This window comes from Aquimarina hainanensis (assembly GCF_042684685.1).
GTDB lineage: Bacteria > Bacteroidota > Bacteroidia > Flavobacteriales > Flavobacteriaceae > Aquimarina > Aquimarina hainanensis.
This window is the reverse complement of the sequence record NZ_JBHULX010000004.1, coordinates 360773-386708: the sequence shown is the minus strand read 5'-3', so window position 1 is coordinate 386708 and position 25936 is coordinate 360773. Positions and strand designations below refer to the sequence as shown.

Annotated in this window: 14 protein-coding genes; 8 read left to right on the top strand and 6 right to left on the bottom strand. The window is 36.2% G+C overall.

The window, feature by feature from the left end:
- Nucleotides 1-14 precede the first annotated feature (14 nt).
- The 3 genes from ACFSTE_RS07040 to ACFSTE_RS07030 all read right to left on the bottom strand — a co-directional run bounded on the left by ACFSTE_RS07040 (nucleotide 15) and on the right by ACFSTE_RS07030 (nucleotide 2698).
- A complete protein-coding gene (locus ACFSTE_RS07040) occupies nucleotides 15-1598 on the bottom strand; it encodes a S41 family peptidase (protein ID WP_176028502.1) in 1584 nt (527 codons plus the stop codon).
- Nucleotides 1599-2030 (bottom strand): deoxycytidylate deaminase, encoded by a 432-nt coding sequence (locus ACFSTE_RS07035; RefSeq protein WP_176028501.1) that lies wholly within the window; start codon nucleotides 2028-2030, stop codon nucleotides 1599-1601.
- Nucleotides 2031-2113: 83 nt separating this feature from the next.
- Nucleotides 2114-2698 carry a HupE/UreJ family protein gene (locus tag ACFSTE_RS07030; RefSeq protein ID WP_176028500.1) on the bottom strand — a complete coding sequence of 195 codons (585 nt, stop codon included), beginning with the start codon at nucleotides 2696-2698 and terminating at the stop codon, nucleotides 2114-2116.
- Between the two features lie 224 nt (nucleotides 2699-2922).
- Between ACFSTE_RS07030 and ACFSTE_RS07025 the strand changes: the two genes are divergently transcribed.
- From ACFSTE_RS07025 to ACFSTE_RS07010, 4 genes are all read left to right on the top strand, one after another.
- Nucleotides 2923-3738 carry a mechanosensitive ion channel family protein gene (locus ACFSTE_RS07025; protein WP_378257405.1) on the top strand — a complete coding sequence of 272 codons (816 nt, stop codon included), beginning with the start codon at nucleotides 2923-2925 and terminating at the stop codon, nucleotides 3736-3738.
- A gap of 321 nt (nucleotides 3739-4059) precedes the next feature.
- The gene (locus ACFSTE_RS07020) at nucleotides 4060-4599 is read left to right on the top strand and encodes an RNA polymerase sigma factor (RefSeq protein ID WP_176028498.1); all 540 of its coding nucleotides are present in this window, start codon (nucleotides 4060-4062) and stop codon (nucleotides 4597-4599) included.
- A gap of 3 nt (nucleotides 4600-4602) precedes the next feature.
- Nucleotides 4603-5031 (top strand): hypothetical protein, encoded by a 429-nt coding sequence (locus ACFSTE_RS07015; protein ID WP_378257407.1) that lies wholly within the window; start codon nucleotides 4603-4605, stop codon nucleotides 5029-5031.
- An 87-nt stretch (nucleotides 5032-5118) separates the two neighbouring features.
- A complete protein-coding gene (locus ACFSTE_RS07010) occupies nucleotides 5119-5337 on the top strand; it encodes a hypothetical protein (RefSeq protein WP_176028496.1) in 219 nt (72 codons plus the stop codon).
- Between the two features lie 95 nt (nucleotides 5338-5432).
- Here ACFSTE_RS07010 and ACFSTE_RS07005 read toward each other — a convergent pair whose 3' ends face one another.
- The 3 genes from ACFSTE_RS07005 to ACFSTE_RS06995 form a co-directional block, all read right to left on the bottom strand.
- Nucleotides 5433-6731, bottom strand: coding sequence for a hypothetical protein (locus ACFSTE_RS07005; protein WP_176028495.1), 1299 nt, complete (start codon nucleotides 6729-6731; stop codon nucleotides 5433-5435).
- Nucleotides 6732-6760: 29 nt separating this feature from the next.
- Nucleotides 6761-9121 (bottom strand): TonB-dependent receptor, encoded by a 2361-nt coding sequence (locus tag ACFSTE_RS07000; protein ID WP_378257409.1) that lies wholly within the window; start codon nucleotides 9119-9121, stop codon nucleotides 6761-6763.
- Between the two features lie 148 nt (nucleotides 9122-9269).
- Nucleotides 9270-10271 (bottom strand): helix-turn-helix transcriptional regulator, encoded by a 1002-nt coding sequence (locus tag ACFSTE_RS06995; RefSeq protein WP_378257411.1) that lies wholly within the window; start codon nucleotides 10269-10271, stop codon nucleotides 9270-9272.
- A gap of 552 nt (nucleotides 10272-10823) precedes the next feature.
- Between ACFSTE_RS06995 and ACFSTE_RS06990 the strand changes: the two genes are divergently transcribed.
- The 4 genes from ACFSTE_RS06990 (at nucleotide 10824) to ACFSTE_RS06975 (ending at nucleotide 25918) form a co-directional block, all read left to right on the top strand.
- Entirely contained in the window at nucleotides 10824-11732 is a 909-nt protein-coding gene (locus ACFSTE_RS06990) for an ABC transporter ATP-binding protein (RefSeq protein WP_176028492.1), read from the top strand.
- A complete protein-coding gene (locus ACFSTE_RS06985) occupies nucleotides 11729-15019 on the top strand; it encodes an ABC transporter permease (RefSeq protein WP_378257415.1) in 3291 nt (1096 codons plus the stop codon). The genes ACFSTE_RS06990 and ACFSTE_RS06985 overlap by 4 nt, the downstream gene beginning before the upstream one ends.
- 172 nt (nucleotides 15020-15191) lie before the next feature.
- Complete coding sequence (locus tag ACFSTE_RS06980) at nucleotides 15192-17294, top strand: AMP-binding protein (protein WP_378257417.1); 2103 nt, start codon at nucleotides 15192-15194, stop codon at nucleotides 17292-17294.
- Between the two features lie 2 nt (nucleotides 17295-17296).
- Entirely contained in the window at nucleotides 17297-25918 is an 8622-nt protein-coding gene (locus ACFSTE_RS06975) for an amino acid adenylation domain-containing protein (RefSeq protein ID WP_378257419.1), read from the top strand.
- Nucleotides 25919-25936: the final 18 nt, after the last annotated feature.

The window sequence follows — 25936 nt, the reverse complement described above, 5'->3', positions numbered from 1 at the left end:
TTTATTATTTGTTTTTATTCTTTTTTACTTAATTCCAACACCTTATTAATCATTTTATCATCCTGGTTAAGGATCTCTTCAAATACATTTTTATCAAACAACTGTTCTGCTATTATAGCTCTAAGATACTTCTTTAATTGGTCTCTATACCCTACAAGGTTCAATTCTACTCCTTTTTTTTCGGTGTACGACAAGAAATGATCGACAAATGAATTATCTACGACAAATTCTTTTGTAAAATTTTCTTTCGAAAGACTATTGTAATAAGCTCTTTTTTTATCCAACTCTTCAAAAACATATCTAGCGATATATCCAGACCGAAGCATATACTCCAATGTTTCTCCTACTCTGGTAGTATCCTTACTAACAAAGACATCAGGAATAATCCCTCCTCCTCCATATACAATTTTCCCCCCTGGTGTCCTAAATCGTAAAGAATCAGCTACCTGGATACTATCCGCATGTTGTAATTCCCCATTCTTATACCGTTCCATATATTCCTTGAAATAAGCTTCATTTCCGTTTTTATATGGTTTTTGTATAGATCTTCCTGTAGGAGTATAATATCTTGATATGGTCAATCGCACGGCACTTCCATCTCCCAATGCCATTTCTCGCTGTACTAGTCCTTTGCCATAAGACCTCCTCCCTACGATAACTCCTCGATCATTATCCTGTAAAGCACCTGCTAAAATCTCACTGGCTGAAGCAGAATTTTCATTGAGCAAAATATAAATCCCTCCTGTTTCAAAATCCCCTTCATCAGTTGCATAACTATTATCAATTGCTCCTTTTTTATTTTTTGTAAACATCATCAAGGTCTCATCAACCAGAAATTCATCAGCAATTTTCAGGGCAGGAGCAATAAAACCTCCCCCATTATCTCTAAGATCCAGGATGAGCTCTTTCATATTATTTTTTTGAAGCTCCTTCAATGCTTCTTTAAATTCCTTATAAGTAGTTTCTGCGAACCTGTTAATTTTTATATACCCCACATTTTCATCAACCATATAAAAAGCATCTACACTTTGTATAGGAACTCTTCCCCTTTTTACCACTACATCAAAAATTCCTGTTCCCCTTCTGTAAACCTTTAACTGTACCTGACTGTTCAGCTCCCCTTTGAGTTTATCTGCCAATTTATCTCGCACCAAACGCTCTCCATATAAGGTATCTTGTCCTGCCATTAATATACGATCCCCTGCCTTTATCCCAGATTTTTCACTGGGACCACCTTTAATCGTATTGATTACCGAAATAGTATCTTTATAAGAATAATAACTCACTCCAATTCCTATAAAATCTCCTTGCATGTTCTCAGTAATTCCTTCTAATTCTTCTGAGGGGATATAGACAGAATGTGGATCCAAATTCTCCAGAATCCTATTAACCGTAACTTCTACAATACTATCCGTATTAATCTCATCTACATACTCATAGTCAATGTAATCAATAAGCCTGTTTAGTTTTTCTTTTTTAGGGTTATAAGAAAAAAGTCTGGAAGAGGAAGCTCTAAAATCCAACTTACTTCCAAGAAAAACACCAACCCCCATAGCTACCCCTATAAGTAATGGCGTATATTTTTTTGAATATCCCATTTAATCCTCTAACTCTTTTATTTGTTCTATAACTACTCCTGCTTTCTCCAAAAATTTCAACCCTGAATTATCTTTATAGTCCGACTGATACACCACCCGTTCTATTCCTGCCTGGTGGATCAGCTTACTACATTCTTTACAAGGAGATAAAGTAATATACAGCGTTGCTCCTTTGCATGATTGTGTAGACGAAGCCACTTTTAAAATTGCATTTGCTTCTGCATGCAACACATACCATTTGGTATACCCTTCTTCATCTTCACAAGGGTTTTCAAAACCTGTAGGTGTCCCATTAAATCCATCAGATATAATCATACGATCTTTTACTATGACTGCTCCTACTTTTTTTCGGGAGCAATGAGAAAGTTTCCCCCATTCTCTGGCAATTCTCAGATATGCCTTATCATACTTGAGCTGTTTATTATTTGACATACGTCTTTTCTCCTCTAAGGTTAATAATTAAAATACGAAGATATTATGACTATGTGTCAAATACAACCTTAACAAACTGTAAATTACCATATTTTATTGGAAATAATCATAGGAATCACCATTCCTATTACGATTGAAGATATCACAAGAATCCAGTCTCTCTTTGAAAATCTAAAAACAGTCTGGATTATAAAACTCAATAAAAGTACTATAAAAACAACTACTATCTGGGCTAACTCCACACCTAGCGCAAATTCAATCAACGGTAATGTCTTACTACTAACATTACTACTAATCACATTAAAATAATTAGAAAACCCCAGTCCGTGAATAATACCGAAAAACACTGTAGTTGCATACAGAACTCCTACTTTCTCATATTTATTGGAATTACTTGCCGTAAAAACATTAAACAGTGCGGCAAAAAATATAGTTATTGGAATTAAAAATTCGACGAGACTAGCATTGACTCGAACCACTCCATACACCGAAAGAAATAACGACATGGTATGCCCCAAGGTAAAAAGGGTGACTAATAACAATACTTTTTTCCAGTTAGAAAATGTATATGCAACTGTTAATACAATAAGGAATAGAATATGGTCATAAGCATTCCAATCAAGTACGTGATAAAAACCTAGTTTTAGGTAAAGCCAAAAATCTGACATGCTTTAAAGTTTTGAGGTGGCGCTAAAAGTACAATTAAAAAAACAAAAGCTAAAGCACCAAAGAATGCGCTTTTTTTAACATCCCTTTTTATGCACTTTATAGGATCTCATATGTCATTTATCGATTTTATAACAAAATCATTTTCCTTTCTTATCATTTATTAGCTACGGATTCCTTTATTTTGGCTCCAGAAAACACATTAATACCTAAAAAAATAAAATACATGGATGCTGAAAAATGGTTAGATAAAGGAATAGAATTCATTATGAATTTCGGTCCAAAAGTTATAGGAGCCATATTCATTTGGATCATAGGGTCCTGGATCATAAAAAGGATACTTGGTGCCACTGCCATGGTTATGTCCAAAAGAAATTATGATGAAAGCTTACAAAAGTTCTTAACAAACCTATTGGGTTGGGTACTTAAAATTGTACTTATTCTAGCTGTACTGGGAACTGTAGGAGTTGAAACCACTTCTTTTGCCGCGATTCTAGCTGCTGCAGGTTTAGCTATTGGAATGGCGCTACAAGGGTCCTTAGCAAACTTCGCCGGAGGCGTATTGATCATGGTTTTCAAACCTTTTAAAATTGGAGATCTTATCGAAGCGCAAGGAGTTACAGGAGTTGTAAAAGAAATTGAAATTTTTACAACAAAACTACTTACTCCCGAAAATAAGGAAGCAATCATTCCTAATGGAACATTATCAAACGGAAACATTATCAACTACACATCAGAAGGAAAGCTCCGTGTAGATTTGAATATCGGAATCGGATATAATGACGATATTAAAAAAGCAAAAGATGTCATTATGAAAGTACTTACAGACTCTCCTAAAGTATTAAAAGATCCTGCTCCTACTGTTGCCGTTAGTGAACTAGGAGATAATGCAATCAATCTGGTTGTGAGACCTTATGCGGATGTAGTAAATTATTGGGATGTTTATTTTGAAACATTAGAAGACTGTAAAACTGCATTGGATGCTGCTGGAATTAGTATTCCTTATCCACAAAGAGATGTCCACATCCACAATGCAAATTAATAGATAACTCGTTTTTCGAAGCCAACCATCAACTAGAAGCGGTGTATACATAAATATTTTGTATACACCGTTTTCTTTTTCCAAGTAACAGTGTCCCGATCTTCTTCCCTGAGTTTTACTCTTATCCTATTATCCCTTCTTGCGACATATCTCCCAGAAAAAAACCTCTTTCTTTATTTTTAAAAGTTCCCTTTAGCACTCTCCATCTAAGAGAGTGAAAGTCTTTATAATTAATTTTATTTTTAAAAAATAATTATCAGAAATGCAATAAACTAAAAAAGCCTCGTCTTATTAACTGAAAGCCCTTCATAAAAGGTTTTAATGAGTTTAGAATCAGAAAATAGTAAAAAGCTTAGCGAGTTCTTTGGAAAGGAGTATGAATCTCTCAGAAGATACGTGGGTGCTAAAATCAGTAATACCGCCAATCGCGATGCTGAAGACATCATCCAGGACGTAGCTTTGAAACTTTTTTCGGGAGCAGATCGATATGCTCCTATCAATAACGTTGCTGGTTTTGTATACCGATCTATAAAAAACAAGATCATCGATGTAATGCGAACGACAAAAAAAACACAAGCTATTGATACTGATCAGGACATATTAAAACTTGCCGGAGCGTTGTATCAATCAGCTGACAATTATCCATCTGATCAGATGGTATCTGTATTAAAAAAATGCATACAACAACTAAAGCCCGCATATAGAGACATTATTATTGCAGTAGATTTTGAAGGGTATTCCTATAAAGAAATTTCATTTGAGACAGGAATCTCAATAGGAACACTAATGTCTCGAAGGCATAGAGCTATTGGGATATTATATAAAAAGATAGAACAAGAAGTTAACAAAATACAATCGTAGATTATGACAAATTTTTTCACCCATAAATTCAGAAAAAAATCTCCTTTGGAGATTGCAGGAATCATCATCTTCGGAGCTATTGCCATTACAGGTTTGGCAATCCTTTTTGGCTTCGTAATTATGTGGTTATGGAATTGGCTAATGCCTGATATTTTCGGTTTGACAACACTTACTTTTTGGCAAGCAGTTGGTTTATTTATACTATTAAAAATACTCTTGGGAGGCTGCGGTGGCGGAAGCAGTAAAAGCTCTTCCAAAGATTCTGATGATTTGTGCAAATCTGATTCGAAAACAGACTTCTCAAAATGGAAATATTATGATCAGTTCTGGAAAGAAGAAGGTGATGAATATTACAGGCAATATGTGGAACGAAAACTACAGCCCGAACAAGAACCTTCTAATGAATCTAACGCGAATCAGGAACAAGACTAGATATTGCTTACCCCCTGTTAACACAAATTTTAATACGAGATATCTCTCGAAATAACATTCCTTGTTGAGGAAGTAAATTTAATCACTATGGAACTATTAATTTTTTGTACCGACATCAAGTCCAGAAAAAAAGTAAGATCGATTAGCCCTACATTTAATAAGCATTCGGATATTATCAATTGGTCTGTTGACATAGAAGATATCGATAATGTACTTCGGATTGAGGCGACTGAAAATCTATCAGAAGATGATGTGATCAACTTAGTACAAACGAAAGGTTTTTTTATCCAGCCCTTATCTGATTAATCTCTGAAGGAATAAAAAAAGGCTGGTTATTTCTAAACCAGCCCTGCCTTATTATAAACATTCAACAAAACGACAACAATTGACCTCCTGCTGCCCTAGTTCGATTTGAACAGGATCGGAGCTCCTACCGTCGAGAATTTTTTGTTACTTTTCATAGAGGTCATATCAACCTCTAGAAAGTAAGATTCTGTTTTATTTTGATATGGAATATATGCCTTGTTTTGGTCAAATAATATTTTACTTGCCCAAGCCCCTTTCGTATAGGTATCATTTACCTGCTTTGCTGTTTTATCATATAAATTAAACTGGTACCATTGTGCAATAGGATCGAGATAAAAAGAATATGGATCATCTGGATTAATTGCTGAATTGTCATTTGAAGTTGCAAAGAAGATTCCATTTCCAGCATATTCCATATTGACCACTGAATTCCCATCTCCTTTACTAACAGCTTCTACATCAAAATAATATTCCTTGTCAAAATCCAGGCTTCCTTTTTTGATTCGGAGAACACAAGCTGGTTTACTGGAAACTCCAGATGCTCTAGCTCCTCCCCACATATTATGTGCTAATAGGTAGATATCTCCTTTTTCGTCAACTGTCATAAAAGAAGATCCAGATCCTGAATTCCAGGAACCTACTCCTACACCTCTGTCGTCACTAATCCATTTAACAACTGCAGCCGAGTTATCAGTTCCCGCAACATCTACTTTATTAAGATCAATAACCAGGATATCAGAAGACAAACTTGCAGGTGTAAATGCCTGCATTTCATTTAATAAAAACACCCCGACAAACAAGTGATTATCTCTTACTACCATCTCAGTAACTGTTTCAATATTAACTTTACCTCCTGCAGATGGAAAATCTGTCAGTTCATTTAATCTCGAATGATTACTAAAATCAATAACTCCTGTTTTCGTCATTGTAGACGGATTAAAGATCAAAATTTTACTTGCCGATGATCCTCCTACAAAAGCCGTATTTTTATCCAGGAAATAAGGATTTCCTGCAAAACCAATTTCTTTGGTACTAATAGCCCCGTCACTTACATATACTCCCTTATCATTCTTACTCCACTTCGTTATACTTTTTGAAGTAGCATATTCATTGATGTACAATTTATTATCAAATAAATACACTCCAGCAGCTCCTCCTGCCATAGCCTCTACGGCTTTTTCATTCGTAAAAGAAAGTTCTTTGTCTAAATCCGATATACTTTGTAAATAAAAATTATAATTTACCGAACTTCCGGTTTGTACTCTGGTAAGGAGTGTATACGGATCATCTTTCACTACCGGAGTATCTGATGAGCTGTCATCATCACTGCTACATGAGCTAATTAATATTCCTGTCAATGCGAGTAACAGGATGTTTTTTATTATTGTTTTCATGTCTTATTATTTTGGTTTAACTAGATTCTTTATTGGAGAAAAACTCGAAATTTTACATAAAAGCTTCTCCCTGGTTTTTGAACTTTATAATTGTCATAGACCAATTCATCTGATACATTTCTGCATTCCAGACTCAGGCTATATTTTTTTTCAGGAAATGTATACCCTATAGAAGCATTATGAACAAACTGTCTGGGAATAATCGCTTTAGTTTCATCTAGTCCGTCGTTCTCCCAGGACAAAAAGAATTCCTCTACAAAATTGTTTTGATAGCTTATATGGAAAGCATCATTTTTTTGAAAAGCATGACGGAATTGATAATCTGCTCCAAGGTTTCCAAAAAGATAAGGAGTGTTCGGGATTCTGGACCCTATATGTCTGCTTTCCACTATTCCATAATCATCTACCCCATTCAATGTAACTTTCTGCCAGGTTAGATTCGCATAGACAGATGTATTCTTAATAGGAAAGAGTGTGAATGTCCCTTCTACCCCGATTGTTTTGGTATTAAAAAGATTAAGGTATGCAGAAATCCCGGAGCTAATTGCATTCAGAAATATTTGATTCTCTGTTTTTCTAAAAAATCCATTTACTGATAATTGGACTTTATCTTCCATCCCTTTCCACTGGATTCCTGCATTCGCATTGTGACTTTGTTCCATTTTCAGATTGGCATTAGGTCCGATGATAAGCCCATCTCCAAAAATCTCTTCGCTATCGGGAATACGAATCGCATATTCATATCCTAAAAACCCTGTAAAAGCAGGAGTTATTTCATATTTTAAAACATTCCCATACCCTAGGGTCTCTTGCTTGCTCTTTATGAATTGATCCAGAGTATTATCTTCTTTTAGGGAAACAGCAAAGCTTTTCCCATAATAATATTTTGCAGAAATATTATTCGTGATTTTTCCATCCAAAAAAGTACTTTCCAGAGAAATCCCCGTAAATACTTTAGTTAATTCCTGAGGTGTTTTAAAAATATCCTGAGTAAATGTAGCGGCTCCAGCCTTATCTTCTCCGGACACTTCTTCGTATGAAATCAACGAAGTGAGATTTACCTGATGGTTTTCATGCAATTCGTAGTTCATTCCTAAGCGGGCAAAAACATTGTCCCTATCGAGTTCAGGGGTTCTCCCATTTACATAGAGACCACTTTCTCCTCTGGTACTTTTAGGGACATAGCTCCCATCCCAATAATAAGTTCTCGCCAGAGTATCGATAAATTGTTCTTTGACCTTATTAATTCCTAAAATAACATCTGAGGTAAGTCTGTCTTTCCATATTTTTTTCTTCCAGGAAAGCAATCCATTATATGAAGTATTTGTATTTTCCACACCTCCCCAGGGAGTAATTGCACTAATTCCATGTTGGAATTCCTTATTAATCTCTGACACAGAAATCCCCACTCTAAAATCATCTGCCCAGGAAACATTTTCAGTACCATATTGTACCCTTCCAAAAGTACTGGTATATGTATCGTGAAACCGTTTTGCTCTCCCTATTGCCGTATTATTTAGTTCATCTATCGGCACTTCGATCTCTTCCATCCAATATGAATTATCGGAATGATTAATCACCGCATCTGCCTGCAAAAACTGATTTCCTTTTTTTCCTAATCTTCTTTTGACACTTATATTTCCTAAATGTGTATTCCACGAACCATAACTATAGGATGCCTCTATATAGTTCTGGTATCTGTTTTTGGTAACAATATTAACCACCCCTCCCAAAATATCAGAACCAAACGAAACCGGAATAACATTCTTATAAATTTCAATACTCTTAATCATATCAGAAGACATATTCCTCAACTCGAAACTGTCACCTAGATAATCCACAGGAATACCATCTATAAACGTACGAATTCCTTTTCCAGATATTCCATTAATCATTACATTGGCTTCACTACCCAACCCTCCTTGTTGTCGAACTTTGACCCCTGATATCTGTCCGATAATATCGGCTACTGGTGTTGATTTTATCTGTAAACTCTCTACATTAATAACTTCTGGTTTATAGACCGTCTCTCTCAATAACTGTGCTTTGCTCTTTCCTGCAATAGTTACTTCATTTAAGTGAGCAACATCTTCTTCCAAAGCAAAATCAACCACAGTCGAAACTTGTTCTATAGTAATCTTCTTTTCCTGAGTTACAAAACCGAGATTCGAAACTATGAGTACAATATCTTTATCAGATTGTAATTCTAAAGCATATGTTCCATGACTATTGGAAACCGTACCGTTATTTGAGTTTTTTATGTAAACAGAAGCATCTGATACAGGAGCTCCAGAGCTAGTGGTTATCGTTCCTGAAATCTGATATTGGGTATAAATGTTCTGACAATACAGTACTATTCCTAGTACTAGCAAATTGACTAAAAGTTTCATTCGAGAAATATTCTAAAAGCCCCCTTATTTACGCTTATTAATAAATAAAAGACAAAAGCAAATGTATATGGAAGCAATTAGCCCTTATCTACTGTATACGGAATTAAAACTACGTTAGACGGAATTCTTAACGAATAAACCACATTAATTAGAAAACTTTGGAAGTACATTTTCCTTCTTTTAAATAACTTGGAGGAATTCCAAACTTCTTTTTAAAAGCTGTAGAAAAATGCTGTGGGTTTTTATATCCTGTAATGTCTGCCACTTGGTTAATAGACATTTTTTGCTCTAATAGTAATTTTTTGGCATTGTTCATTTTGGCATCCTGAATATAACCAAAAACCGTTGTCCCAAAAACTTTCTTAAAGCCTTTCTTCAAGGCACACTCATTGGTTCCTACCTGTTTCGCCAGATCGGATAATGTCAGGGGATCACTTAATCGATTCGTGATCACTTCCTTTGCCACAGTCATTCGTTCAATATCAACCGGATCAGTTACAATTGTTCCTCTCTCACTCATCTCTTGTATCTGTTTCATTTGCAGCATTAACAATTCTAATACTTTTGCTTCCAGAAACAGCTTTCTGTAATGTCCCTTCCACTGACACTTTATAATCTCCCTAATGATAAAATGCATCTCTGGAGTTATGGGATAGTTATGATTGCTCATAAATCCTGCCTGATGATTTTTAATCAACTCCTTAAAGCTATCAAACATTTCGTCTTTTGGAAGGTACTTTGTAAAAAAATCAGGATTTAAATTGACTTCAAAAATATGTGAATGCTTAGAGCACATCTGAAAGGAACCTCTGGAATTACTACAGTAAAATATATTGTGTTCATTACTACAGAATGAAAAATCCCGATGCATGCTATCCATACTCGTTTTTGTATCTCCATTTAATGAAAAGTGCATTTCTACCGTTTCATTTTCAAAATCAAATAATAAAGTCGTCTTTTTATCTAAATAACTGCATCCATATCCAATCCTGAAATTCTCTAAAACAATCTCTTTAAAAGACCCTTTTACTCCTCTATATTCAAAAGAATGATCATACTCTTTTGTGCCTGCAATATCTATTAAGTAATTGACATTACCTGAGTTAAAGGTAATCTCCTCCAAATCTTTATAGTGCAATTTCAGTCCCATAATTATTCCTTTATGCGTATAAAATATTACGTCTTGCGTAACTCCTAAGCTGATTAACAAATTAAATTTGTTAGTCAATATTATCAATTTAAAATCGATCTAAATAAAAAATAACACTTTTTTAAGCGTTTGTTATGACTTTTTATCCTTGTTTCAGTTTAACGTTTTCAATTCCCCTTTCTTGTTATTGGGAGTCAAGTGTTATAAAAAACGAAGGGTATACAAGTACTAATTCGCTTTTTTCATTGGATTTTTCCATGTTGAAAAACCATCCTAGAGTGCGCACTATTCTCCATAAATTGACATATGCTTCTCTTCTCATTTCGATGGGTTGCATCAAAATATACTCCGCTACCGTAACCACCTTAACACTCGTATTAAAAAAACAACAATAACACCTTATATCATGAACGTCATTTAATTTTCTCAATGAATACTTAATCAAAAACAAAAAAAACATAATAGTGTATGCAATCAAATGCATTCATACATCTATAAAACACACTTTTTAACTTCCCTTCACTGACGAAGAAGGAACAATACCATACCAAGATGCAACTCGAAATAAAAAACCTCAGCAAAACATACCCCAACGGAGTGCAAGCCTTACAAAATGTGTCCTTAAAAATAGACAAAGGCATGTTTGGTCTTTTGGGACAAAACGGAGCAGGAAAGTCAACGCTAATGCGAACCATAGCAACACTTCAAAACCCTGATCAAGGGCATATATGCTTTAATGATATTGATATTCAAGAACACCCTGAAGAACTGAGAAAAGTATTAGGATATCTACCTCAGGAATTCGGAGTATACCCATCTTCAACAGCTTATGAACTCTTGCTTCATATAGCAGACATGAAAGGAATCACCAATGTATCTCAAAGAAATCAGCAAGTAGAAAGCTTATTAAAGAAGGTCAACTTATGGGATGTACGAAATAAAAAACTAGGAGGATACTCTGGAGGAATGAAACAACGTTTCGGCATTGCTCAGGCATTATTAGGGGATCCAAAATTAATTATTGTTGACGAGCCTACAGCTGGTCTGGATCCTATGGAACGCAATCGGTTTTATAACCTCTTGTCAGAAATTGGAGAACATATTGTCGTTATCCTCTCCACACATATTGTAGAAGATGTCAGTACCCTCTGTAATCAGATGGCAATTATTGGAAAAGGAAAAGTATTATTACATGGAAACCCGGAAGAAATTTCCAGTAGATTAATCGGACATGTTTGGGAGAAAAAAATTAACAAAGAAGAATTAGCTTCTTATGAAAAAAGTATGAATGTTATCTCTACCCGATTACATTTGGGTAAAATGGTTATCACAGTTATTTCTCCATACCCTCCTGACAGCCAATTTACAGCTAAAGAGCCTACATTGGAAGATGTGTATTTCCAAACACTATCAAACAAGAAAAACAACACGAAAGAACCAATCCCCACTCCTGCCTTATGATCGCTAAAATTTTAAAATTCGAAACTAAAACCAGATGGAAAAAACCTATCTCATGGTTCTTTTTTCTATTGATGATTTTTCAATCTATTTGGTTTACTCAGGGGGCATATACTTATTATGCTAATGAAGCTACGTTGATGAATGGGGCTGCGCTCTTTTATAAGAATTTTGCCGGAGGCGGTATGATTATGATCATTATTGTAGCCATAGTCACTGGTGGAGTACTCTTTAAAGACATTCAGCATAAAAGTGCCGGTATTTTATACACTATGCCGATCAACGAAAAATCTTTTTTTCTAGGACGTTTCCTGGCGGCTCTATCAACCAACCTCATCCTCGGAACAGGTCTTTTTGTAGGGATGTTATTAGTCCCATATTCAGGAATTGGCTCTGCTGATAAATTTGGTCCCACTCCATGGGGGCAAATGCTCGAAGGTTTTTTTCTACTCACGGTTCCCAACCTTTTTCTATTAACAGTTGCCTGCTTTGCAGCATTAGTTTTTTTTAGAAAAATGGCTGCAGGATACTTAGGCATTTTTGTAGTTGCAATTCTCTTTATGGTTACAGAAACCATTCGTCCCAATACCCCCTATACTACATTTCTTCAATTATTGGATCCATTTGGCTACGGATATACTACAGAAATACTGGACACACTACCTGCCACTGCCAAGAATACTACCTATCTCCCTTTAACCTATATGTATTTTATTCATAAAGCAATCTGGACCGGAGGGGCTATTCTACTACTGATAATTTCTTATAAAAAATTCAGTTTTAAATATTTTATCAAAGCCTTATCACCTAAAGCAAAGAAAAATATAGTTCCTGATACAGAGACCACCAGTTTCAGTAGTGATATAGGGGTTCCAGAAGTTCAACTTTTCTTTTCTGCTAAAGAATTTATAAAAAAACTATCTCGGCTTGCCGTATTGGAGTTTAAAAATGTTATTCGTCCGGTAAATTTTAAAGTCATAATGATCATGGTTGCCCTTATGTTCTTTTTACAAAACCTGGTATGGAATCCAACCTACTATCTCGGGGCTCAGCTTCCTACCACAGCTTCTATGACATTGACCCGAATTACCACAGGAGCTGCCATAATGATTTTATTAATGATCTGGTCGGTAGAATTGTTCTTTAAAGATAAAACTTCCAATATTTGGCAAATTACAGATGCGCTTCCCGTTCCTGTATGGGTTAGCCAATTCTCCAAATATCTAGCTATGTGTGGAGTTGCTTTTATCTTATCGGTCACCATCATTTTATGTGGTATTCTTGCTCAGGTCGCCAAAGGAGGGTGGGAACATATTGATCTCTGGTTATATGCAGAAGATCTTCTGGGATATAAATGGGGATGGCTCACCTATGTCCTCAATATTTCCTTCGCTTTTTTTATCGCAGGACTTACTGGTAATCGATTTGCTACACATGTACTAACAGTAGGGTATTACCTATTTAATCTAATAAGTGTAGAATTCGATATCATTGAAGAAATCAGATATACTTATACCCTAACGCCCGGGGTAGAAGATTTTTCAGAAATTAGTGGATATGGAATATGGAATCTAGCTTCAAACTGGTTCTTCCTTTTATGGGCTACATTAGCCATTATTTTTGTACTCTTAGGAATTCATTTTTGGAGAAGAGGAAAAGCATTCGATTTCAAAAGAAAGATTACTTTCCGAACCAATCAACTAAATATATATGGAAAAGGGGCTGTGCTCCTTATGGTGATTGCCTTTATTTCTTTACAATCATTTATTGTCAGTGAGGTTAATGAAAAAGGGAATTTTCAACCAGAAGAAGTTCTAAATTCACAAGCTGCTTCTTATGAAAAAAAATACAAACGAATTTTATCTGAACCACAACCCAAAATCACACATGCTGAACTCGATATTGCTTTATATCCTGAAGAAAGAAAAGCCATTTCAAAAGCAGCCTTGACGCTTACCAATGATTGTAATCACTCAATTGATACAGTATATTTAAGTATGGCTCCATTTACAACAATCAAAAAACTATTATGGAATCATTCTCCTATCAAAATAAGTAAAAAAGATGAGGAATTACGAATGTACGCTATTCCACTATCTATTGATACGGCAGCAAGTGGAGTACTATCCGTATATAGTCAAAAAGAATACAGTGGATTCACTCAAAAGGGCGAAAATCCCCAACCCGAATTGTTGTTTAACGGTTCTTTCTTTTCTATCAGGGAGATTATCCCTACCATTGGATACGATGTGCATCGTGAATTAAAAAAGAACAGAGAACGCATCGAACATCAACTCCCCAGAGTAGAAAACCGAATGCCTTCTATAGAGAATGCTATAGCTATGCAACAGGACGTTTTTGCTCCAGATGCCAAATGGCTCACTGGTAAAATACAGCTAAGCACCAGTAAAACGCAATTTGCTGTCGCTCCTGGAAAACTGGTAAAAACATGGAATGATCAGCAGCGAAGCCATTATATGTATGAAATTACGGAACCTACTCCATTTGCTTGGTATATCAGTTCATCTGAGCAGGAGCAACTTCAATTCCGCACTCATGATGTCGATGTTTCAATCCTTCATCACAAAAAACATCATTATAACCTTATTCATTATCAAGAGGCAATTGACAACACATTAGATTTTATTAATACTCAACTTGGGAATTATCCATATTCAGAGAATCGAATGGTAGAAATTCCTTTTTATCAGGAAAAACAATATAGTTATGCGAATACAATCGCTACTTCAGAAAAAGAAGGGTGGATTGCTGATATACAAGAAATCCCTGAACAATCCTATCTTACTTTTTTAACAGCTTCACAACTCATCAGACAATGGGTATATAGAAACATACACATTGCTAATGTACAAGGAGCTGACATGCTACAAACAGCACTTCCTGAAGCGCTGGCTTTACAAATTGTTTTGGAAAAACATGGAGCAGAGGGAGTCCATAGTATTTTAGAAAAAAAATACAACGCTTATATCAAAGAAAGAGGAAATGATCCCAATACAGAAATTCCTTTGCTCTATACTGATGGGGCTCCGTACCTGGCACAAAACAAAGGAACTCTTGTTTTATATAAAATGATGAAAAAAATGGGCGCTGATACTTTTACTCTAGTTGTAAAAAACAGTATCCGACAATTCCGAGACACTCCTGTTCCCTTTACAGCTTTATACCGCCGATTTTTAGTAAATCTTTCTAAAGAAGATCAATTAGAAATAAAAAAAGATATTGAAACTGTTCAGGAAATTCCTGCACTTCTTTATGACAAAGCGATATAACGCATAAAAAAACAACCTATAGAGACAGCGCTAATGATATGATTTCTATCATTAGCGCTGTAATTGATATGATCGCATAAATTTTTCACACAAAAATGACTGCTATCCTGATGCTACTTTTTATTAAAAAGCTACATGGTCATTTCATTTCAAAAACAAAATAATACTACTCATGAAATCCATCATTGAAATCTTACAGTACAGAGCAGAAGACAGCCCTGATACGATCGCTTATAATTATATAGATCTAACTGGTAATATTACCAGCATAACATATGGGACACTTTTAACCAAAACGATATTATATGCTTCTTATTTAAAAAGCAAAAAAATCCATAAAGGAGATAGATGTCTCTTATTATTTCCGCAAGGTATCTCATTTATTATCTCTTTTTTAGCTTGTAACTGGATTGGTGCAATTCCCATTCCACTGAATATTCCTGGAAGAAACAAACCTCTCTTCAAATGGGAAAAAATCGCCTCTGATGCAAACCCTGTATCGATCATAACAACTCCTTCTCAAAAAGATTTTATTACCACAACTTTAACCCCTTCATCGATACTTTCATCGCTTCCGGTACTAGCTATTAAAGAAGATTTCCTTACCGAAAAAAACGATTCTCCTTCCCCTGATACTATTGCTTTTCTTCAGTACACATCAGGTTCTACAGGAGCTCCGAAAGGAGTAATGGTTTCTCAACACGCTTTGATCAACAATCTCAAAGAGACAAAAAAATTGTTCTCTTTCTCAAAAGAAAGTAAAATGGTCAGTTGGCTTCCTTTCTACCACGATATGGGGTTGATCCTTGGAATTTTACAAGGTTTATACAGCCAGTGCCCCGTTTACTTAATGAGTCCAGCTGATTTTATGAGCCACCCGCTTCTATGGGTAGAAATTATTACTAAATACAAAGGAACTCATACTGCTGCCCCTAATTTTGCCTATGAATTAATCGCCGATAAACTAAGTGATAAAAGTCGAAAAAACTATTCTTTCGCCTCGTTGGAACGAGCTGTTTGCGGAGCCGAACCTATCCATCTATCTACCATGGTTCGGTTTCAGGAAATCGCTGCGTCATATGGATTAAAAGATCACGTTATTTCGCCCGGATATGGTCTGGCAGAGGCAACATTAGTAGTTTCATCTCACACGGTTTCTCAACCAGTAAAATGGTTGGAGGTTGATAAAAAACTCCTTCTGGAAAATACGGTTTCCAAAATCAATCAAGGTATACTAAACGATACAAAAGAAAGTACGTTAAAAAAAGAAGATTTCTCCTCTTATCTCGTTAGCAATGGGTATTGTATTGACAATCATACCATTACAATAAGAGATCCGGAAACTGGTATCTTGTCTCCTCCACAGCAAATCGGAGAAATTTGTTTTTCTGGACCTTCATTACCCACGGGATACTGGAATAACCCTAAGGTGACCTCAACTACTTTTATTCGAGAGATAACCACAATCCCATATATCAAAACAGGAGATCTGGGTTTTTTAGATTCCGATAATACCCTCTATGTCACAGGAAGAATCAAAGACCTTATTATCATCAGAGGAGCAAACTATTATCCTCAGGACATAGAACGAACAGCTTTTTCATGTAATGAAAACCTAAGAACCGATGGTGCCGCTGCTTTCTCCATTCTCAAGGAAGGGCAGGAAAAAGTGATTTTGTTCCAGGAACTCACAAGATCTGGTATTCGAACTCCTGATTACAAACTCTGGGAACAACATATAAAACAAGAAATTATACGTACGCACGGTATTATCCTGGAAAGTATTTTCTTCATTCCTCCCATGCATATCCCCAGAACAACCAGTGGAAAGATACAACGAAGTAAAGCCAAGTCAATGTACCTTAACAATGAATGGAAAAAGATTATACATTCCTATACCCGCCAATCTCCTCTATACACAGCTACAGATATCACCTCTCAGGCACAATTAGAACAATGTATTACAACACTTGTTGCCAAACAATTAGGAGTTTCGGAACAATCTTTAAAGTATAACACTCCCTTTATAGAATTAGGGATTACTTCAATGATGTCCCTTCTGATAAAAGACACTCTGGAAAACATACTCGATATTCCTATCCCCAGTACGACCTTATTCAATTACAATACGATTCCGTTGTTAAGTCAACACCTATATCAACTAAAAGAACAAACTGTAACAAATCATATTCCTATCACGACACCGGAAGAAAACTATGATCATTATTCTGAACAAGAACTACTCTCACTACTAGAAAAAGAATTAAACGACTAATTATGAACACCCTCTCAGATAAGAATACGATTTTAAAAAAAGCCCTTTCAGAAATCAAACGCCTAAAAAAGGAAAAAGAAGAAGCTTCCTTCTTCGAACAGGAAGCAATTGCAGTTATAGGGATAGGGTGTCGATTCCCTGGAGGAGTTACTTCTCCTGAATCTTTTTGGGATGCCTTATTAAAACAAAAAGATCTAACAGCAACAATTCCTGAAAACAGATGGGAACAATACGATAAAGAAATTCTCAATAAGAATCCTTATTTACAAAAAGGTGGTTTTTTGACGAATGACATTTATAATTTTGATCATCGATTATTCAGGATGTCTCCAAAAGAAGTAGAAAAGACAGACCCACACCAACGACTATTCCTAAAAGTATGCTGGGAGGCATTAGAGAATTCGGGATATGCTCCCTCTTCGCTCCGAGGTACAAAAACCGGAATCTATGCCGGAGCGTCTGTCTATGATCATATTCAACAGATACAAGGAACGCAAGACCTCCATAACCCGGATCCCAATGACGTAATGGGAACCGGTTTTTCCTTTATTTCGGGAAGAACTTCTTATTATTTTGGTTTCCAGGGACCTGCCATTACTATTGATACTGCTTGTTCCTCTTCATTAGTAGCTATTGACCAGGCATGTAAAGGACTCTATGCAAAAGACTGTAATATGGCAATTGCGGGAGGTGTAAATTTGATGATCTCCCCAGATACAACGCGCTTAATGGGCTCTCTAAATGTTCTTTCTCCTGATTGCCAAAGCAGAGCATTCGACGCTTCTGCAAATGGTACTGTCCGAGGAGAAGGGTGTGGTATTGTCATATTAAAAAGGCTTTCTGATGCCAAAAGAGATGGAGATCATATCCATGCCTTAATAAAGGGAAGTGGTGTAAACCAAGACGGTATTAGTTCTGGTTTAACAGCTCCCTATGGTCCTGCACAGGAACAGCTCTTACAAGAGGTCTGGAAACGAAGCAATATCAATCCACAACATATCGATTTTATTGAAACTCATGGAACAGGAACAGCACTGGGGGATCCTATAGAGATTACAGCATTGGACCATATTATTCCTAATCAAAGAACAACTCCAGTATACCTTGGAGCTTTAAAAACCATGACGGGGCATTTAGAAGCAGCAGCAGGTATTGCCGGGCTAATAAAGACTATACTCGCCATAGAGCATGGGAAAATTCCAGGGAATTTACATTTTAAGACTCCTACTCCGCACATTGACTGGTCTCGTCAAAAATTCGAAATTCCAACAACTACACTTTCATGGGAAACCACACACAAAAGAACAGCAGCTGTTAGTTCTTTTGGCTTAAGCGGGACAAATGCTCATGCGGTTATAGAACAATATACTCCTGTTGCCAAGGTTTCTGTTTTATCGACAAAAGAACAAACAATCCCCGAAGGAAAACAATGGCCATTTAAATTTAGTGCTCCTTCTCAAAAAGGCATCCTTTTACAGTTAGAAACATTTCTTTCATTTTTGGATCAAACCTCAGATGATCAGATTCAACATCTAAGCTATAGTCAAAATAAAGGAAGGGCGGATCTTCAGGAAAGAATTGTCCTATGGGCTGAAAACATTGAGGAGCTAAAAACAACTATTGCAGATGCAATAAAAGGCATATCCAATCCTTCAATTATTAGAGGAAAAACTCCTAAAAAAACTGTATTCCTGTTTAGTGGAGGAGGATCGCAATACCCTGAAATGTTTCATGAGTTTTATGCTGAAAATCCCATTTTCAGAAAATACATGGATCAGTGTAATGCTTTCTATAAAAAGCATACACAACAAGAGCTGCTTCCTATTATTTTTTCTTCAGGAAATACAGTTCATCAGATGCGTTATACACAGGTTGCTTTATTTGTAGTCGAGTATTCCCTTGCTCGTATGTGGATGGAATACGGAATCACTCCTGATATTTGTATAGGGCATAGTACCGGAGAATATGCTGCTGCATGTCTCTCGGGAATATTTAGTCTGGAAGATGCTATTAAGCTAATTACTACCCGAGGAGAATTAATGTATGCGCTTCCTAAAAATGGAACTATGGCGGCTGTATTTGCAAATGAAAAAGTAGTTTCAGAAAAACTGACTAAGTATCCCAATGTAAATATCGCAGCAGTAAATACCCCCGATCAAACCGTTATCTCCGGAAAAGAAAAAGAGATACATGAATTCTGTGCATTTTTAACAAAAGAAGGCATTGATTCTAAAATCTTAGCACTTTCTCATGCAGCACATTCTCCATTAATGAGACCTATGATCGCTGATTTTGAAAAATTAGCTACAACGATTACTTACCGCCCCCCATTAAAAACAATGTATTCCACAGTAGTCGATACAACTACTGATCCTCATATTTTTGCGACCGCTCAGTATTGGAGCAATCATATATTATCTCCTGTCAGATTTTGTAAAACAATTCAACGTCTTAAAGATACAGATAACTATACCTTTGTAGAAATCGGTCCTGCTCCTGCCCTTATAGGAATGGTTGAAGAAATTATAGAAACAGCAGTAGAAACCATTGCCAGCAACTACAAAGATGAAAAGACAACACATCAAATAGAGAAAGCTCTTTTCCAACTATATGTTCATGGAGCAACCATCAACTGGTCATCTTTTTATGACTTCTCTTCCTTCCAAAACATTCGAATTCCTAATTACACCTTTACGGAAACACATTTTAGCCTTCCTTCCTCCTTCCAAAATATTATTGCAAAAAATCAATGGGATTCTATACTCTCTACAGCCGATACCTCTTCTCTAAGTGAAGAGGCAAAAGCTCAACTCCCTGTCATTGTTGAATATTTAAAGACCGCTCAAGAGAAAGCCAGTACCTCTGACGAGATATCACCGGAGACAACATTACCTATTGTCAATTCTACACTTACTTTTAAAGAAGTTTCCGACGTTATTACCTATATAAAAACAATCCTTTCCAAAGAATTAAAAATCGATATCGAAGAATTAAATGAACAGGAAAATTTATTGCTTTTTGGGATTAACTCTATTGTCGTCGCCCGTCTGGTTACCCGTTGGAAAAAAGAATTTGACATAGCTTTGAAACCTTCTTTCTTTTTAAAAAACAATACCATCTCTCAATGGGCTTCCTTATTGTTTAAAAAGCTCAATACTTCAAGATCTATCTCTGGAAAAAGAACCGTTCCTTCCTTTATAGCATATCCAGAGAAAAAGTTTGCTCCTTTTCCTCTCAATGAGATTCAATATGCGTATTGGGCAGGAAGGAACCCTGAATTAGATTGGGGAGGTGTCAGTTGCAGCGCCTACTTCGAAATTGATATGGAGACATTGGATATCCCGCAATTTATTTCTGCCCTGGAATCCTTAATTAACCGACACGAAATGCTTCGGTGTCGTATTGATGCTGATGGGAAACAGCAGATACTGCCAACCATCGAGACTCCATTGAGGATTTATACCCAAGAACAACAAAATCAGTCAGAAAATCACTTAGAGAAAATTCGTTCTGAAATGTCCGAATTGTCAATCCCTCTGGGGGCTCCCATGTTTGACATTCGAATATCCTCTTTAAAAAGTGAGGGCTATCGCATTCATTTTTTAATTGATTTCCTCATCGCAGATGCACTAAGCTTATTTGTCTTTTGGAAAGATCTTTCTTTGTTATATACAGGGGAAGAACTTCCTCCTCTACAAATCTCATACAAAGATTATCTGGAATATCATGAGCAGCGAAAGCAAACTACGGAGTACCTCGACGCGGAGCAATATTGGTTACAACGCACCAAGGGTTTTCCGTTTGCCCCTCAACTTCCAATAAAGGATGTCACCAAAACTCATGCAAATGGAACTTTTATTCGGAGACAACAATGGATTGATCAACATTCATGGCAAAAATTCACAGAAAATGCTGCAGCACAAAATCTAACCCCATCGGCAGCTTTACTCACCCTGTATTCAGAAGTACTTTCTGCATGGGGAGGAGGGAGTCACTTTGCTATTATGCTTACTGTATTTGACCGAGAAAATATACATCCTCACATCAATCAAATTATCGGAGATTTTACGGAACTAGCCCTTATAGAAATACAAAGAAAGCAACAGGCTATTGGTCTAAATGGAGTAGGTATTCAGGAACAAATGCACTCAGATTTGGAACATAGTACGTACTCTGCTATTAATTTCGTAAAAGCACTAAATGAAACATCAGAACAGAAAGACAGAATGTATCCGTTTGTATTCACAAGTGCATTAGGAGTAGATGAGCTAAATACTCCTGTTGAGAACAACGATTTCTTATCTCACTTAAGCTGGTCTGTTTCTTCGACTCCTCAAGTATGGATTGATCATCAAGTATATCAGGAAAAAGAAGGTATTACCCTATCCTGGGATACTTTAGATGCCGTATTCCCTGAGAATATGGTCAATGCTATGTTCGAAAAATATACCGAATTAGTCATGCAGGCTATTGCTGATAACAATTTTTGGAATAAAGAAATTCTGGATGGGAGAACCTCTTCACAACAACAGGCACATACACTGGTTAACAAAACAAATCGCCCAACAAGAAATATGCTGTTACATGAAGGAATAATGCAGCAGATAAAAGAGAGTCCTCTCAAAACAGCAATCATCCACGATGCGAAAGAATACAGTTATCAAAAGCTAAGCAAACGATCAAATCAGGTAGCAGATCTTCTACAGAAAAATGATATCAAAAAGGGGGATAAAATCGCTATCCAAATGAGAAAATCTTTTGATCAGATTGCCATTGTTTTGGGAATTCTTCAAACGGGTGGAGTTTATGTTCCTTTTACTTATGATCAACCTGTAAACAGAAGTTATAACATTCTGAAAAAAGCCAATATTCAATTTATTTTTACGGATAATTATCTGTCATTTCCCTCTAAAAAAATAACCCAGTTTATCCCTAAAGATATTGATCTGAGAAGAGGAGTTTGGAGACCAGTCGAAATCTCTCCTGAAACTCTGGCATATATTATCTTCACATCTGGTTCTACAGGAACTCCTAAAGGTGTTTGTATTCAACATCAGGCAGCAATGAATACGATATTAGATGTCAATCACAAATTGCGGATTACCGCTGACGATCGGGTTCTCGGGCTTTCTTCTTTGAGTTTTGACCTATCTGTCTATGATATTTTCGGACTACTTCATACAGGAGGAACTCTTATCCTTCCTACCGAAGAAGAGCGCATAGATCCCAAAAGCTGGAAACACCTCTCAGAAACATACCTCCCAACACTATGGAATTCCGTTCCTGCATTGATGGATATTTATACGGATTACATCTTGCAGAATCCTACAGTTAAAAAGGATCTTTATATTTCGAGAATCATCCATTCCGGTGACTGGATTCCCCTGGCTCTTATTCCAAAAATTAAATCTGCCCTACCAAATGCTCAATTAACCAGTATGGGGGGAGCTACTGAAGCTTCTATCTGGTCTAATTACTTCCATGTTACTACACTAAATCCTGAATGGAAGTCAATTCCATATGGGTATCCCTTGGCGAATCAGGCATTCTATATTTTAGATGAATTTAACCGCCCTTGTCCTGAGTGGGTAGAAGGGAAACTTCATATCGCCGGAAAAGGATTAGCCACAGAATATTTTAATGAAAAAGAGCTGACAGCCGCTGCTTTCTTCTATGAAAAAAATCTGCAACACAGACTCTATGACACTGGGGATTACGGTCGTTACCGACAAGGAAATATAATCGAATTTCTGGGACGTAAGGATACCCAATTAAAGATCAACGGGTATCGGGTAGAAATTGGAGAAATACAAGCTGCTTTCGAAAAATGTGATGCTTCTTTAACTCCACTTATTCTCCCTATTGGAAATCAAATGGGACATAAAAAGTTAATTGCTTTTGTGAAAAAAGCTCCTTCATCATTTGATGAAACTTCTTTAAAGAAGAAACTCCGGCAGCACCTCCCTGGATATTTTATTCCTGAGAAGATTATTGCTCTAGCAGAATACCCAATTACAGCTAATGGTAAAATAGACCGGAAGCAACTGAAAATAAAGTATACTTCCCAACAGGAAACTACCACATCTCTAACACCTTCTTCTGATGTCATTTCTGCACAACATCCAGTTTTGGAACTAACGAAACAAGTACTACACTTATCATCTATAACTCCTACTGATAGTTTTGGTTCATTAGGAGTTTCTTCTGTAGACATGATCCGATTAGCTAATGAACTGGAAACTCATTTTTCTGAGCGTCCTTCTGTAGGTGATATGATTCGATACGAAACCATTGCCCAATTAATCGATTTCTACGCAGATAAGCACATTATTACGCCTGATGAAAATCAAAAAGAGGGAATTACTTCTTACGAGTTTAGTCTATTCTCCAAAGAACAAATACAACATTTAAAATCCATGCCTATCATTGAAGAGCATGAAGATTTTGTGTCTTTTAAAAACACAACTAATACACTTCGCCCTGATCTGGATACAGGTAAAAACATTCCTTTATTACTTGACTCTAAACTCCCTTTTATTCCTCTGTCAAAAGATATGGAGGCATCCAAAGAGACCATTTCATTTGAGGATTTTATCCATTTTATAAAACTACACCTAGAAAAAGAAACAACAGTGCTTAGTGAAATAGGGTTTGAGGCTAAAGATGAGGCATATCCTATACAAATATACCTAAGCATACTTCCAAATAGTATTGAACATATAGAGGCTGGGAATTATTATCTACGTATAACAGATCCCTCTCTTCGAAAAATTAGCTCGCTTTCAGAAGAAACCATCACAGAAATCAAAAAGCAGCATCCTCATGCTTCATTTTTGCTTCATTTTATTGCCGACCTCAAAGCTATTTATCCACTACACAAGGAGAAGTCATTACAGTTTTGCTTTATGGAGAGCGGATCCATTAGTCAGGTATTGTCTGCTGGTGGTACTTCTCTTCAAATAGGGAGTACTCCTCTAAATTCCTATAATCTACAATCTTTGTCTGATGCATTTGGTCTTACAATCGATCACTATTATCTAAATTCTCTAATCGGAAGTGGCATCAATTCAAATGAGGCAACACTTCCTTCTATTTCTTCCATAGATGCAACCGCCTTAGAGTCCGCTAAAAAGTTATTGACCAACTGTTATGATCAAGGAATAACTTTATATCTGAAAGAACAGCAATTAAAATATAAGGCTCCACAAGGAACCATCACTAAAGAGCTACTTTTAGAGTTAAAAAGGTATAAAACCACATTAATCGCTCTTCTTTCTGATACTGCAGAGAAAAAACAACTGTCCCGTATCATAAAAAAACATGAACCTTTTCGACTCACACCTGTTCAACTCGCATATATGTTGGGACGTTCTTCTGATTTCGAATTAGGGAATATCAACACGCACTATTATATCGAACTAGAATGCAACAAACTGGAACCTAAAAAACTGGAAATATCATGGAATCAGGTCATCAAACGACATGAGATGCTACGCACAAAAATATATAGTGATGCCAGCCAGCAACTAATGAAGCAAACTCCTTACTTTGAAATCCCGGTATCTGTTATTGCGCAAGAAGAAGAATTAACTTCCATCCGGGAACAATGGTCTCACCATAAATACGAATTAGGAAGCTGGCCTATGTTTCATCTGCAAATAAGCCAAATCAATGATCAACGATCCCGACTACATTTTAGTCTTGATTGTTTGTTATTGGATGCCTCCAGTACGGAGATGATTATTCAGGAGTTATTTGCCACTTATAATGGGGTTCAAATTCAAAAACCAGCATTTAGTTTTAAAGACTACCTGCTTCAGGAAGAAGAATGGTTATTGCAGCATAGTAATATTAAAGAAGCCACGGAATTTTGGAATACTCAATTAAAGAAATTGCCTCCTGCTCCTGAGCTCCCTTTAAAAACGCCTTATCACCTTATTAAACAACCTTCATTTAAACGATGGAAAATTGTACTTAATACGACAGAATCTCGCATCTTTTCACAAAAAATAAAAGAATACCGATTCACTCCTTCCGCAGTGGTATGCACCATCTTTATGAAAGTATTATCCGAATGGAGTACTAATAAAGACTTTACCATAAATCTGACTATTTTTAATCGGCTACCTATTCATAAAGAAGTTCCTAAAATTATTGGGGATTTTACCAATATTACTCTTATTTCTTATGAGAAGAAAACAAATATTTCTTTTCTGGAAGAGGTTGCTGCTGTACAAGATCAACTGTGGAAAGCGGTAGAATATCGCACGCAAAACGGTGTAGACTTATTAAGAAGGCTTAGTAAAAACACTCCTGGAAAAGCAATCATGCCAATTGTATTTACCAGTCTTCTATTTGGTGATACTACTGAAAATCAAACCTATTACCCTAATGAACTTAAAGAAGTATATGCTATCAGCCAAACTCCACAAGTAGCAATGGATCATCAAGTATACGAAAGAAACGGTCATATTCATATTAATTGGGATATTGTAGAGCATGTTTTTGATCCTGATTGGATCGAAGAAATGGTCACTGTTTACCACCAAATGCTTCAACAATTAATACAAACAACACAGTGGGAAAACTTCAAATATCAAACACTTTCCCTTATGGATAAGTAATTAACAAATCATCTAACT